The sequence below is a fragment of the Amphritea sp. HPY genome, assembly GCF_050870985.1.
Lineage (GTDB): Bacteria > Pseudomonadota > Gammaproteobacteria > Pseudomonadales > Balneatricaceae > Amphritea.
The window spans coordinates 447,447-461,378 of sequence record NZ_CP194015.1 but is presented as its reverse complement, the minus strand read 5'-3'; the positions used below and the strand labels follow the sequence as shown (position 1 = coordinate 461,378).

Genomic DNA, 13,932 nt, shown 5'->3' with positions numbered 1-13,932 from the left:
TCAATATAACAATATGTTTCTTCAAATACGAATTTTGTTCGATAGTTTTCACACAGTCTGTGCCGAAAGGGGAAGTTCAACATTACAAGCTAGTTAGCCCGATTTGTGCTGGAGACTCAGTGGATCGTTGCAACACACTTGTAAAATATATCAGCCTGAAAAGCCAGATTTAATAACCATTCAACTCTGCACAGCGGCTCATCCCCGTCGCATGGGGAACATAAGAAAAGCTAAAGTAGGGCTAAGCAGAAATTTGTCCAGCTAGGTTTTTCTGACTTTGAGCAGAGAAAGAGTAATCACCAGACGTGTTACCAGACACAGCAGACCCACTTGAGCCTTCTTTTAAGCGTAGGCTATGAATGCAAGCTGCCTGACCAACCCAACATTCAAAACGCAGATTAAGGCGCGTCGCTGTATGTTACAGCAATATGATTAATAGCTTATCGATCGTCTGTAAACAGGTTTTATATGATTGCTTGAGAAGAAAGAAATTGTGCTGGCACCAAGAGTCGAACTCGGGACCTGCTGATTACAAGTCAGTTGCTCTACCAGCTGAGCTATACCGGCAATATATGATGATATTTCACATACTTTGAAGAGATGAATCACGCTGATTCATTTGCTGCCTTGCAACAGGCAAAATAAAAACAGCCGTTCGGCATAATCCGTAAACGGTTATTTTTATAAAGAATTTTGGTAGGACTAGGCGGATTCGAATTCGCCGACCTTCACCATGTAAAGAAACAGTTATACAGCTGTATATATACTGATTCTGAGAGAAAAAGCCCTCATATTAGCATGAAAAAAAAGCGACTACAGTGGTAAATAAATCAATAACATAGGACGAGATTGGAAAACAATATGCTGTCAGCAAGTACGATAGCCGAATGATTAATGAATCCCGAATCCCGGTTATGTAAACCTGCAGACAGCGGTCAAAAACATCGCAACTATCTGAGTAAATCACGACAACTGAAATCGGCCACACATCTACAATGATACTCTGTCGCCAGTATCAGTGGTAAATGATACTTAATATAGTGTTCCAGAATGTTTGACAATGTCATTAAGATCTTCAGAAAAAGCACATCAAGGCATTCGCACAGCCAGTACAAAAATACAAAAGCACGCCATAAATATTTTTATATCTGTACTTTTTACATTGAAGATGGCAATATTTCAATCAAACTCAACACTTAAATATTCAGAATAATTTTTCGAAACAGCATCTGCGATTATCAATATTAGTACGGGAAATGCCATGCACTTTAACAAACTATTGAACTCTGTCGCAGACGCTGGGCGAGATCTCTTATTCAAGGAAGGCAGAGCACGACCACAAAAAACGCTAGAGAATTACTGCTCAGACCTTCTTTCTAATAAAGGAGAAGCACTAGGAACCGCTATTGCCAGCGAGGTCGTAAAAGCATATCAGGAATCTAATGAGGAGAAGAAGTTAGCTTTCTTTTATCACCTGTTAGAGAAGTATTCACCTGACTCAGATATCATCATCCAACTCGCACAAGAGTACAAATCCAATTGCAACGCCGACACGCTCATAGCGTTAAACGAAGCAGTTGAATCACCGAGACAGACTTTGTTCAGGCGTATTAACTTAGCCCCAAAAGGGGCAAAAACCATCGTAGGACTCCGCAGCGATCTACTTAGCATATTGAAGAAACATCCCGACCTAAAGCCTATTGATTATGATCTTCAGCATCTACTCAAGTCCTGGTTTAATAGAGGATTTCTAGTACTCGAGGAAATCGACTGGAACACATCTGCAGCCATCCTAGAAAAACTGATCCGATATGAAGCAGTCCATTCGATGTCGGGCTGGGAAGACCTAAAGAAGAGACTTAGCCGAAATAGGCGTTGCTTCACTTTCGTCCATCCTTCCCTACCGGGTGAACCACTCATATTTGTTGAAGTAGCCCTAACTTTCGGTCTAGCCAACGCAGTGCAACCTCTGATTGATCCAGGTCCAGAAGAGTCCTTAAAAGAGTCACGGTCAGACACCGCCATCTTCTATTCAATCAGTAATTGCCAGAAAGGACTCACAGGTATCTCCTTTGGTAACTTCCTGATCAAACAGGTGGTGATGGAACTAAAAAAAGAACTACCGGCTCTTACTCAATTCGCAACTCTATCCCCTATTCCGGGATTTAGACGATGGCTTTCGAGTGAGCTTGAGAATAGAGAAGGTTCCTTTATAAGGTCGACCGATAGAGAGGCACTGGAACTTTTAAAAAGAGAAGACTGGCAGCAGAACAAAAAAAACAGCGAAGTCTTAAAGCCTATATTAATGCGCCTTTGTGCTAATTACCTTAATAGCGTAAAAAGAGGTAAAAATCCGTTCGATCCTGTGACGAAATTTCATCTAGGCAACGGTGCAAGAATAGAGCGTATTAACTGGATGGGCGATACTTCTGCCAATGGTATGGCTCTGTCTGCGGGAATACTAGTGAACTATTCCTATGACATTCCCCAGGTCGAAAAGAATCACGAGGCTTTTGTGAACGAAGGAGCAATCATCACCTCCAAGGAATTCAACAAACAGCTACTCGGATAAAAGCACCTTTTTGGCGGGCACTTGTTTATGCGTCAAACATAGACAGTGCCCGTCCTTTTTAAAGGCTCCGATGAGCTGAGCTAAGTCTTACGTCAGCAAATGAAATCAAAAAACACACCTTCCTACCGCGCTTCGAAATTTGCATGCTAATATAACTACATCACCACAGCCACAGCAAGAGACGTGACATATAAGACCTTCCTTAAAATACTCATATCAAACTCCCGAGAGACTCGCAACAAAGTCACTAAATGTTCCGCCTTGAATCGTGACATGCTCCTTTAGCAAAGCTTCTACTTTGTCCGCATCTCTATCCTCAATTGCTTTCAGAATAAGACCATGCTCTTTAAAAGAATCCATTATTCGATTAGCATTTCTTAACTGAGTTTTCCGATACGGGGCCAACCGATTACGCAAAGAGATCGTTTCACTTGCAAGATAACTGTTCCTGCTTGCCTGGTAGAGCACTTCATGAAACGTAACATTAAAGTTATAGTATCGATCATAGTCACGATCTTTAGCGGCGGCTTCGCTTTCAGCATGAGCCTTGCGAATCACATCAATATCTTCCGGTGATGCTCGACGTGCAGCTAGTCGGCCACACATACCTTCCAGCTCCGACATCACTTCAAACATTTCAAGAAGATCCTTTAAGTCAATGCTAGCAACAGAGGCTCCCTTTCTAGCGCGCATCTCTATTAAACCGGTTGCTTCGAGTTGTAGCAACGCCTCACGTATAGGAGTCCTTGATACACCGAATCTTTTCGATAATACGGTCTCGTCAAGACGATCCCCAGGCTTTAGCTCCCCAGCGATAATTTCATTTTCAATTTCTTTTCGAAGCTCCATATGTCTACCAGAAGTCATATTACACCCACCACAAAATATTTTTAGAAAGCTTTTATACGTATAATAATAACCTATTAATATTTTAAGAGCACGCATCTAAACTAACTTATCAAGAAAAGATTGACTAATTCAAAATTAAAGCTGGCAGTAAACGAACATTTTTCTCGTCATTGAACAATTCATCTATATGGGGCCACCTTGTGGCCAATATCGAGCACTACTTAGATAATCCCTTTCTAGTTACCACTTAGATTACTTGAGCACAAGACTGCCAGACACTTACCTGGAGCATAAAATCACCCTATGATACCTTCCGTAAACTATGCGAAGGCCATATAAGTGTTAAAAGATCTTGTAGAGGCAACTCAGCTTCAGATCATTACTGAAGTCTTGGAATATTCAGGCATGGTAACAATAGCAATAAAACCTAGCCTCAAGGTAAAAGATACCTTGAAGATCCTCGCTGACAAAGTCGCTGCCAGCATGATTAACGAGGATAAACTAAAGATTTATTTAATTGCATTGTTTGAGTAGAACAATATCGCATTGCGTGAGAAAACAGGAAGGAGCCACTTAAATTTAGGAATCCAGACCAGACCTGACAGTTATTAACAATTCACGATGTGACTGTCGTGTTATCTATATTAGTCTGAACTAATTCATCAAACAACTCTTCATCTTCTAGTATTTCCAAGAGCATCAGTAACGCCTTGACTCGATCTTGTTTACCGAATGAATAATCATCTTCAAATATAGACAACATTTTATTAGCACTTTTTTTAAGTTGACACATAATTTTTTCTAAATTCCTTGTGTTATCTGTTTATAGATTAAGGACAACGAAAATTGATCCAAAAGTGTCGCATTTAGTATCTGAAGCCAATGCCTTTAAAGGGTTTCGGTCAAACCAAAAGCGTCTAAGATTCGTTGTGCGCCGACCGTGGCAGTAAGGGCACCATCGGTTATAGAATTTTGAATATCATTCATTTGAGCGATCACATTCTGATTAGATTTTAGCGAATTTATTAGTCGATCTTCGACCATAGCCCACATCCATCGGAACTGCTGTGCCGTGCGTCGTTCTTGAAGTTCGCCAGTCGCTTCAAGAGCACAGCGATGCTCATCAACTTTTTCCCACAATTCAACCAAATTCATATTAGAAAGACCTGAAATACAGACAACGGGCGGAGTCCAATTCAAACTTTGTGGTTTCATTATGTGCAAAGCGTTGCGATATTCGCGGGCGGCCATCTTGGCTCTGCTATCGTTATTTCCGTCACATTTATTGACTGCAATCATATCGGCAAGCTCCAAAACGCCCTTCTTAATACCTTGCAGCTCATCCCCCGCACCTGGAAGCATAAGAACAAGAAAGAAATCAACCATATCAGAAACTTGTGTCTCGCTTTGACCAACTCCGACGGTTTCAACCAACACCACATCGAATCCGGCAGCCTCGCAAACCAGCATAGTCTCACGAGTCATTTTAGTCACACCTCCCAATGTACAAGAACTTGGGCTTGGGCGAATAAAAGCACTTTGTTGAATGGAAAGGTTGCTCATTCGAGTCTTATCGCCAAGAATAGATCCGCCGGAAATTGAACTTGTCGGATCTACTGTCAATATCGCTACCTTATGACCAGCCTCACAAAGATTACACCCCAATGCTTCGATTGTGGTTGATTTTCCTACACCCGGGACACCTGTAATACCTACACGATGAGCCTTACAGGAATAAGGCAGTAGTTTTAGCAACATTTCCTGCGCCATTTTACGATGCCGTGCTGAAGTACTTTCGACTAGGGAAATCGCTCGCCCTAACATTGTACGATCACCGCTCAAAACACCTTCAACGTAATCATCTAGAGAGAGCTCTCTACGCTTACGTACCGGGCCCTTTTTTACAGAGTGGTTTACAATATCGCTCATAATTTATTCTCAAGACAGAACAGACTCCCGCCATAGCAAGTCTCACTATAAAAACTATTAACTTTAAATAAACAGTAAGTCTCAGCGCAAACGGGGACATAACGTCAATCAGTGACTAATCTTCGATACCAATAACTTCATTAAGCTTTTTCATCAAGTCAATGGCGGCCTCGGAAATCACCGTGCCCGGAGGAAAAATAGCTTCGGCGCCACCTTCATACAGAGCTTCAAAATCCTGCGGAGGTATAACGCCGCCACAAACGATGAGAATGTCCTCTCGACCGAGTTTTTCCAGCTCTGCACGAAGTTGCGGTACCAAGGTCAGATGACCTGCTGCAAGTGATGAAGCACCGACGATATGAACGTCATTCTCAATCGCCTGACGGGCTGTTTCTTCTGGTGTTTGGAATAACGGCCCAATATCTACATCAAAACCTAAGTCAGCAAAGGCTGTAGCAATAACTTTTTGACCACGATCATGACCATCCTGCCCCATTTTTGCTATAAGAATGCGCGGACGCCGACCTTCGTAGTCTTCAAATATTTTTATCAGTTTTGAGACGTTCTGTACTCTTTCATTCGACTCGCCAATCTCGTTTTTATATACACCAGAAATAGTGCGAATAGATGCCTGATGTCGACCGTAAACTTTTTCCAGTGCCATAGACATCTCACCAACAGTCGCTTTAGCCCGCCCGGCTTTAACTGCAAGATCTAGTAAATTGCCATTCCCAGTTTTCGCCGCTTCAGTGAGAGCGTCAAGAGAGGCCTGTGTATCAACTTCATGTCGTTCAGCACGCAAACGCTTGAGTTTTTCAACCTGCTGCTGGCGTACAGAAGCATTTTCAACCTGAAGAACGTCGATGGTTTCTTCTTTTTCAAGTTGATACTTATTAACACCTACTACAGTCTGACGACCACTGTCTATACGTGCCTGGGTGCGTGCGGCAGCTTCTTCGATACGCATCTTCGGTATGCCTGCTTCAATTGCTTTTGCCATGCCGCCCTGTTCTTTTACTTCTTGAATATGCTCCCAGGCTTTGTCTGCCAAATCTTGAGTGAGTTTCTCCACATAATAAGATCCACCCCATGGATCAATCACGTCGCAGGTGCCTGTTTCCTGTTGCAGGAATATTTGTGTGTTACGTGCAATACGTGCTGAAAAATCAGTCGGCAGTGCCAAGGCTTCATCCAACGCGTTGGTATGCAGTGACTGAGTATGGCCCTGAGTTGCAGCCATGGCCTGGATGCAAGTACGGGTAACATTATTGAAAACGTCCTGAGCAGTCAAAGACCAGCCGGAGGTCTGACAATGCGTCCGTAAGGCCAGAGATTTAGGGTTTCTAGGATTAAATTCATTGACCAGCTTCGCCCATAACATCCGTGCGGCTCGCATTTTTGCAACTTCCATAAAGAAGTTAGAGCCAATAGCCCAGAAGAAAGATAAACGCGGCGCAAAATCATCCACATCTAGCCCTGCTTCAATACCCGCGCGGAGATACTCCACGCCATCAGCTAAGGTGTAAGCCAGCTCCAGATCTGCCGTCGCTCCAGCTTCCTGCATGTGGTAGCCAGAAATGGAAATCGAGTTAAACTTGGGCATTTTTTCAGAGGTAAAAGCGAATATATCAGATATAATCTTCATCGATGGCACTGGCGGGTAAATATAAGTGTTACGCACCATAAACTCTTTCAGCACATCATTTTGAATGGTACCTGTGAGCTGTTCTGGAGAAACACCCTGTTCTTCAGCTGCCACAATATAAAGTGCAAGAATAGGAAGAACCGCACCATTCATAGTCATCGATACCGACATTTGATCAAGCGGAATACCATCAAACAAAGTACGTGCATCATAAATTGAGTCAATTGCCACTCCAGCCATTCCAACATCACCAGAGACACGCGGGTGATCGGAGTCGTAACCCCTATGCGTTGCCAAATCGAAAGCTACAGATAAGCCTTTTTGACCTGCGGCGAGATTACGGCGATAAAACGCATTGGATTCTTCAGCGGTAGAGAACCCAGCATACTGACGTATTGTCCAAGGTTTCGTGGTATACATGGAGTTGTACGGACCCCGGCTGAATGGTGCAAAACCAGGAACGCTATCAAGCTGGCCGAGGCCATTCAAATCTTCAACCGTATATAGCGGCTTCACGCTAATCCCTTCCGGCGTTTTCCAGGTTAAGTCATCGATTGTTTTGCCCGTTTGATCTTCTATACGACCTTTCCAATCAACGATATCTTTTCCGTTTAGTCCGGATGTATCTAACGCAACGTTGGAAAAATCAGGAATAGCACTCATAATTCTTACACTCCCAACACTTTATGGAGGTTTTGCAGGATACTTAAAATATCGCTATCCATGTCGATTACAGCATCAACATATATAGCTTTACCTTTAGCTACTAGATAAACTTTCTTTGCACCAGCCCTTTTCAAACCAAGAGCTAAGTCAATGCCAATTTCGCCAACCTGCTTGTCTGAACCACAAATAACAGCAACATCAGCACCGCTAACATGAAAGGCTTGCACCGCTCCTGAAGCTGTCGCAAAGCCATCATTTGTAATGACTTCTATACCTCCTGCTTCAAAGAAATTTTTAGCAAATGTTGCTTGAGAGGTATGATTGACAGCAGCACCAATATTTGCCGAGAAAATAGTTGGAAACTTTCCTTTAGCGCGTTTAAATTCGTCAGCAGCATCGCGGAGTTTTTCAAAATCTTCAGCTAAGCGATGAGCAGGAAGGGAGGAAACTTTAATTTCTGCATCATGCTTTAATTTGGTTGCATGAGCTATCGTGCCAATCGTTTCACCTTCCAACATCCCCTGACGCAGAGCAGCAAAATTATTAGCATCATCTTCAACGCTCCAACCCGTTTTTCGCTGACATGTGCTAAGCCTTTCTGCTGCTTTCATAATTAATGAGTCATAATCAGGTTCAGCACTCTTGATATCCTCTTCATTAATATTTGGAAATTCGGAAACGCCTGTAATAGGGTCTTTACGTGTAGCAATATTTTTAACTCGCGCTCTCCAAGTTGCTGCAATTTGATCTTGAATCCAACCAGTCAGAATAACAGTAGTCATGCCTCCCCGCCTTTCAATTTCTTGAAATATAGACCATGCCTTGCTGGAAAACTCCTCAGTAAGGCTCTCTACGTACCAAGAACCTCCAACCGGATCAACGACCTTGTTCAGGAAACTTTCTTCTTGAAGAACAACTTGCGTATTTCGTGCAATTCGTCGAGCGAAACTATCCGCCTGACCATAACAGTGATGATCAAACGGAAGCACTGTAATGCTATTAGCACCACCTACAGCACCAACAAAACAGGTTGCCGTTGTGCGGAGAATATTCACCCAGGGATCTCGTTTAGATAGTGCGCGCTCGGAGGTCTTCGCATGAAGATTCATCGCGCAAGCTTCTTCAGAGCCACCGGACGCCTTTACTACTTGAGCCCACAGCAAACGTGCGGAACGTAGCTTTGCAATACCCAAAAAAACATTAGCGCTATTAGCAAAGGAGAATACGATCTGCGGTGCAGCTTGATCGACGGTTAAACCTGCCTTGATCATGGCACGCAGGTAAGTCACTCCTGTTGCAAGTGCAACAGCAAGGTCTTGCGTCTCAGACGCACCTGCTCCGTAGTAAGCTGAAGTATCAACCTTCACTGCTGTCACATTAGGGTAAGTTGTGGCGGTTGCTTTGGCGAGGCTAGCCATATCATCCAAAGATTCGCCAATACCATTCGGCAGCGCACCCTTCGCCGCCAGAACCCCTAGAGGGTCGGCATTGAATGCACCGAAAGCCTGCTCCGACGAAACTCCCCGCTTAACCCAAAGCGCTGCCAATATAGCTGCAGCGCTTGTACTTTGCGCGCCCGCTTCTAAAGAAATTCCTGCAAGATCAAGTAGAACACCATCGAGAAGCATATCTAGATCAGCAACACTGGAAACCATAACGCCGTTTCGTCCGGCAAGATCGGAGGCTTTAGGATTGCCGGCATCAAGTCCAGCCAATGCGGCGTCATCCAGCTGAAGAATGATTGAGGTCACCCCACGCTCCAGGTCTTCCAGAATGGCTTTGTTAGCAATGGAGATATCGGCATCACTGTGAATTTGCCGCACATCCCAACCATCCGTCACACTGCCAATTGCTGCCCCCCCCCTAGTAAAGGGCGCACTGCCAGGGAATCCAGATGGATTGCCCTCAGCCTTCCAGTCCTCTTTTGTGTATAGCGGCTGAATGTTGATACCTTCATAGGTATTTACAAACATCTTTTCCTCTATAGAAGCTCCTTTAAGAACCTTATTTAGAGATTTTTTCCATTCCTCAACGGAGATCTCCGGAAAACTAGCCGCAAGGGCTAAACGTTCGTCAGTCATGACTCTCTCACCTAGGAAATACACATTTAGACCTATTAGATCAGATTTGCCTAGACATGAATATTAGGGAAACCCCTATATATATTTCTAAATAATGCTTACGTATTTTTTAACCTTTGCTATAAATTTTTATAAACTCTTTGTTTACATCCTTACTTGATCAATTGCGAAGATTTTTCTTCTATGAGGAATATTTATTACCATGAAACATCTATCGCTTAACCCACTAGATCACAATCAATAATGGAGAGGTGTGCAATGAGTAATTTTATGGATACGGATTTTTCACAGCCAATAAACAGCATCACCGTCTTGCTTAGTGAATTATTAAAACCATCAACATCTAGCTGACAACCCAGGAAGCCAGAGAAACCATAACAGCTCGATCAGAAAACCGATATGCAACACCTAGACTCTAAGATATCCGACATGGCTATACATCGAAGTCACGATACATAGCAACAACGAGCGAGAAAATACTGAATACCTTACTAACTACACATAGGATATACGCAAGGCGATTGAAAAAGCCGAAGCTATTTCCAACAGATAACTCGTCACGAAGTTTGATCTATCTGGCGATTCAGGAAGCTTCCAAAAAAATTAACGATACACATAAGAAACTTGGAATTTGGGATGCCCCCCCCCCCTCCATCTGACTATATCAGCCCGAAAAACGATAATTTCCGACCATTTACTCCCGCCTGAATACACTTTTGGCGGTATTCAGGCGGACTTGTCCTACGTGCGCAGCATCTGCCCCACTCTGACGATATTGGTCAGCGCAAAAAACGTCGCCAGCTTGCTGTCGTTTTTCATCAGTCTGCGGTATCACGCTTTGGTGAGCCCGAACTGACATTTGATGATCCTAAGCGGGTGCTCAACCTTGGCTCGAATTCTGGCTTTCATATATTCGATTTTGATCGGAACTTTTTTGATTCTCGGATGCTTTTTAAGAGCCCTGACTTTTCCTGGCCGCTCTGCAATATGCCAGTCAACCGCTTTGTCTTTGAGGTTGTCCCGCTTATCGATGCTTCGGTAGCCCGCATCGGCAAAAACCAATTGCTCGTCACCATGCAGTAATCGGTCGGTTTGGTTCAGGTCATGTACGTTGGCAGTCGTGGTTTCAAGACCACGCGTCAGCCCCGTTCTAGCATCAACGCAAATATGAGCCTTCATGCCGAAATGCCAGAGATTGACCTTTTTCGTCTGGTGCATCTCGGGATCACGCTCACCGGTTTTGTTCTTGGTTGAGCTGGGAGCCTCGATAATCGTGGCATCCATCAAGGTACCTACCTTGACCAGCACGCCGGCCTCAATCAGCTAGCTGTTTACTTCCTAGAAGATCTGCCGACCAAGTCCATCGCGTTCCAGCAGATACCTGAAGTTCATATTCGTCGCGTGATCGGGGATTAGTTTATCAAGCGAGAGGCTCTTAAATAGCCGCATTGATGCGATTTTATAAAGGGGATCTTCCATCGCAGGATCGCTCAGGCTGCACCACTGCAAGAGACAGTAGATGCGCAGCATCGTTATCAACGGGTAAGGGCGTCGACCGTTACCCGGCTTAGGATAATACGGTTCAATGACTGCTTCGATTCGCTGCCAAGGAACTAGCGTTTCCATCCGTGCCAAAAACTTTTCTTTGCGAGTTTGATGGCGCTTCTGTCGATACTCACTATCGGCAAAGCTAAGCTGATTTTCCATGTGGTGATCCTGGCTGACACTATGCCGGGCATTGCCTCATACGGTGGGACTTATTCGCATTTTCCTTAGACTCACACCAGGGCAACGTTTTGCAGTTCCGCTATAGATTCACAGCATGCATAGCTTCGGGGCCAGGCCGACCAAACAGATACCCCTGACCGATATCACAGCTACAAGAGACCAACACCGCCAATTGCTCCTCGTTTTCGACACCTTCCGCGACAACTTTCAGGCCAAGCTTATGCGCCATAACCACTACTGCTTCTACTATCATCTGGTCGTCGGGATTACTAGCAAGACCGATAATAAAACTTCGATCTATCTTCAATGTATCAACCGGCAGATGCTTCAGCTGCGCCAAGGAAGAGTAGCCAGTACCAAAATCATCGATAGAGATAGTCAGCCCCAGATGCCGCATACAGCTCAGTACTTCAACCGCCTGCTCGACATCTTGGATCAGTGAGCTTTCGGTAACCTCAATTTCCAATAGCGCTGGATTGATCTCAATACGATTAAGAATCTCCCTGATCCTGCTGGTTAGTTGCGGATCCTTAAACTGGACCGGAGACAGATTAACCGCGACAAACCTTGGCTCGTACCCCTGCTCATCACGATACTTTATCATCTGACAAGCCTGTTCAAACACCCAGTATCCGATCGGCACAATCAAGCCACTCTCTTCCGCAACCGGAATAAAATCCAGCGGTGATTGCAAGCCTTTATCCGGATGCTGCCAGCGAATCAAAGCCTCGTAACCTATAATTTGCTGCTGCTTGAGTTCGACCTGTGGTTGGAAAAACAGGGTAAACTGATCCTCATCAATTGCATACCTCAGATCCTGCTCAAGTTGGAGAGCTTGCATCACGGAGGCCTGAATATCTGGATCAAAGAAAGAGATACCATCCTTGCCTTGCTGTTTAGCCGCATAGAGGGCTAAACCCGCGTTCTGCAGCCAGCATTCGGAATCTAGATCTTGACAATCGCCAGGCAGCATTGTGATACCAATACAAACTGATATCTGCACCTCATGCTGCTCCAGTAAATATGACTGGCGGATGGCAAGCTGAAAAGACTCCGCAACCCGCCTGCCCTCCTGAATGGATTTTATGTTCTTTAGCAGAACGCCAAACTCATCAGTCTCAAGTCGGGCAACCATATCATCAGCCCGTACTGCGTTGCGTAATCGCTGGCTCACTTCGATCAGCACCTGATCTCCGGCCTTACGGCCGAAGGAGTCATTGATCCGCTTAAAACCCGAAAGATCCATATATAACAACGCTGCATTCTGCTGACTATCTTCACTCAGGCGCAGCAGCGCCTGCTGAAACAGTTTACGGTTTGCCAGCCCGGTTAGAATATCGTAAGAAGTTAACCGATCCAGCTTGGCGCAACTCTCACGCAATTGTTGTTGCAACAATTCCGGTTGATTCAGTATACGGTATAAAATCAAACTAGCCAGACCTGCCATCAAAAAGGTCAAAACAACGCCCGCTAAATAAGATGGAACAAACAAATACTCTTTACAGACAACTAAGTGCCATAGACCACCGGGAATCTGAATATTATGTTCTACCTGCTGTTCCGAGTTCAGACCCGTTGACCAGCCGGCGGAGTTATAAAACGATTCGCCATGGCCGGCATTACTGCTGCGATGCAGCGAAAATCGATAGCCTTTACTTTCCAGCACCGGCAGATCGGTAACCGATACGAGATCTTCAAGAAAGATCAGCGCAGAAACAAAGCCCCAGAAGTGTTCACCAGTAACATCTTTAATCATAACCGGTCGTCGAGCAATGACCGCTAGCCCACCCTGACTCAATTCAAAGGGGCCCGCCAGAACAGTTCTGTTCTCATTAATCGCCTGCCAGGCTTCCTTACGATGGGCATCATGTTTAAGAATATTATGGCCGATCGCTTTTTCATTACCGACCAGAGGATAAATAGAACTGATTATACCGGCCGGTGCCAACTGCAGATTTGATATCCCCCCCAACGTTTCGATCAGCTGATGGGCTTGGTGATCAAATTCAGGAATACTGCCGCCATGTAGAGTGACTGCATTAGCCAGAAAATGGGTCGCCAGTATTGACCGGGAAAGCCGCCGCTCAATAAGACCAGCCTGAGCCTGGGCGATATCATATAACAGAGAGCGGCGAGCTTTTTCAGAAAATTTTATTATATGATAAGTCAGGTATAACCCAGCTAAAAAACAAAGTACAAAAATTAACAAAGTGCAGAGGTTACGTTTATTTTTAGACAATTTAGTCATAGTGATAATCTAATCCATACAGTAGAAACAGACTGAAACTTCATATATCAAAAACCGTCTCACGAAGGTTAGAACCTCCTTACCAATAAACGTCCCTTATTTGATCGGTGAACTATTGATTCAACACCACCTACTCGTTTATTGCTCCACTATCGAAATAATAGCCTTACGATCAAGGTTAAAATAACACTGCAGGCCAATAATATTTTCAGCA

At 44.3% G+C, this 13,932-nt stretch carries 7 protein-coding genes, 1 tRNA gene and 1 pseudogene; 2 read left to right on the top strand and 7 right to left on the bottom strand.

The genetic code is table 11. The features are described 5' to 3' along the window. Positions 1 to 494 precede the first annotated feature (494 nt). Positions 495 to 567 (bottom strand) — tRNA-Thr (locus ACQUQM_RS01925). Positions 568 to 1,261: 694 nt separating this feature from the next. Between ACQUQM_RS01925 and ACQUQM_RS01920 the strand changes: the two genes are divergently transcribed. Continuing rightward, entirely contained in the window at positions 1,262 to 2,572 is a 1,311-nt protein-coding gene (locus tag ACQUQM_RS01920) for a malonyl-CoA decarboxylase (RefSeq protein ID WP_432472795.1), read from the top strand. Positions 2,573 to 2,788: 216 nt separating this feature from the next. On the opposite strand, the gene ACQUQM_RS01915 is transcribed toward ACQUQM_RS01920, so the two are convergent. Further along, positions 2,789 to 3,517, bottom strand: a complete 729-nt coding sequence (locus tag ACQUQM_RS01915; protein ID WP_432472794.1) for a GntR family transcriptional regulator — start codon at positions 3,515 to 3,517, stop codon at positions 2,789 to 2,791. Positions 3,518 to 3,760: 243 nt separating this feature from the next. Here ACQUQM_RS01915 and ACQUQM_RS01910 point away from each other — a divergent pair, with 243 nt between their 5' ends. Then, positions 3,761 to 3,955 carry a hypothetical protein gene (locus tag ACQUQM_RS01910; protein WP_432472793.1) on the top strand — a complete coding sequence of 65 codons (195 nt, stop codon included), beginning with the start codon at positions 3,761 to 3,763 and terminating at the stop codon, positions 3,953 to 3,955. Positions 3,956 to 4,309: 354 nt separating this feature from the next. On the opposite strand, the gene meaB is transcribed toward ACQUQM_RS01910, so the two are convergent. The 5 genes and pseudogenes from meaB to ACQUQM_RS01885 all read right to left on the bottom strand — a co-directional run bounded on the left by meaB (position 4,310) and on the right by ACQUQM_RS01885 (position 13,718). Then, entirely contained in the window at positions 4,310 to 5,350 is a 1,041-nt protein-coding gene (gene meaB / locus ACQUQM_RS01905; RefSeq protein WP_432472792.1) for a methylmalonyl Co-A mutase-associated GTPase MeaB, read from the bottom strand. Positions 5,351 to 5,465: 115 nt separating this feature from the next. Further along, entirely contained in the window at positions 5,466 to 7,658 is a 2,193-nt protein-coding gene (gene scpA, locus ACQUQM_RS01900; protein ID WP_432472791.1) for a methylmalonyl-CoA mutase, read from the bottom strand. Positions 7,659 to 7,663: 5 nt separating this feature from the next. Beyond that, the gene (locus ACQUQM_RS01895) at positions 7,664 to 9,742 is read right to left on the bottom strand and encodes a methylmalonyl-CoA mutase family protein (RefSeq protein ID WP_432472790.1); all 2,079 of its coding nucleotides are present in this window, start codon (positions 9,740 to 9,742) and stop codon (positions 7,664 to 7,666) included. A gap of 741 nt (positions 9,743 to 10,483) precedes the next feature. Next, positions 10,484 to 11,449, bottom strand: a pseudogene (locus ACQUQM_RS01890) (IS5 family transposase). Between the two features lie 100 nt (positions 11,450 to 11,549). Beyond that, the gene (locus ACQUQM_RS01885) at positions 11,550 to 13,718 is read right to left on the bottom strand and encodes a bifunctional diguanylate cyclase/phosphodiesterase (protein WP_432472789.1); all 2,169 of its coding nucleotides are present in this window, start codon (positions 13,716 to 13,718) and stop codon (positions 11,550 to 11,552) included. Positions 13,719 to 13,932 lie beyond the last annotated feature (214 nt).

Excerpts from the sequence above, each read along its gene's own strand:
- ACQUQM_RS01920 (WP_432472795.1), top strand. The coding sequence starts at position 1,262 with ATGCACTTTAACAAACTATTGAACTCTGTCGCAGACGCTGGGCGAGAT.
- ACQUQM_RS01915 (WP_432472794.1), bottom strand. The coding sequence starts at position 3,517 with ATGCGTGCTCTTAAAATATTAATAGGTTATTATTATACGTATAAAAGC.
- meaB (WP_432472792.1), bottom strand. The coding sequence starts at position 5,350 with ATGAGCGATATTGTAAACCACTCTGTAAAAAAGGGCCCGGTACGTAAG.
- scpA (WP_432472791.1), bottom strand. The coding sequence starts at position 7,658 with ATGAGTGCTATTCCTGATTTTTCCAACGTTGCGTTAGATACATCCGGA.
- ACQUQM_RS01895 (WP_432472790.1), bottom strand. The coding sequence starts at position 9,742 with ATGACTGACGAACGTTTAGCCCTTGCGGCTAGTTTTCCGGAGATCTCC.
- ACQUQM_RS01885 (WP_432472789.1), bottom strand. The coding sequence starts at position 13,718 with ATGACTAAATTGTCTAAAAATAAACGTAACCTCTGCACTTTGTTAATT.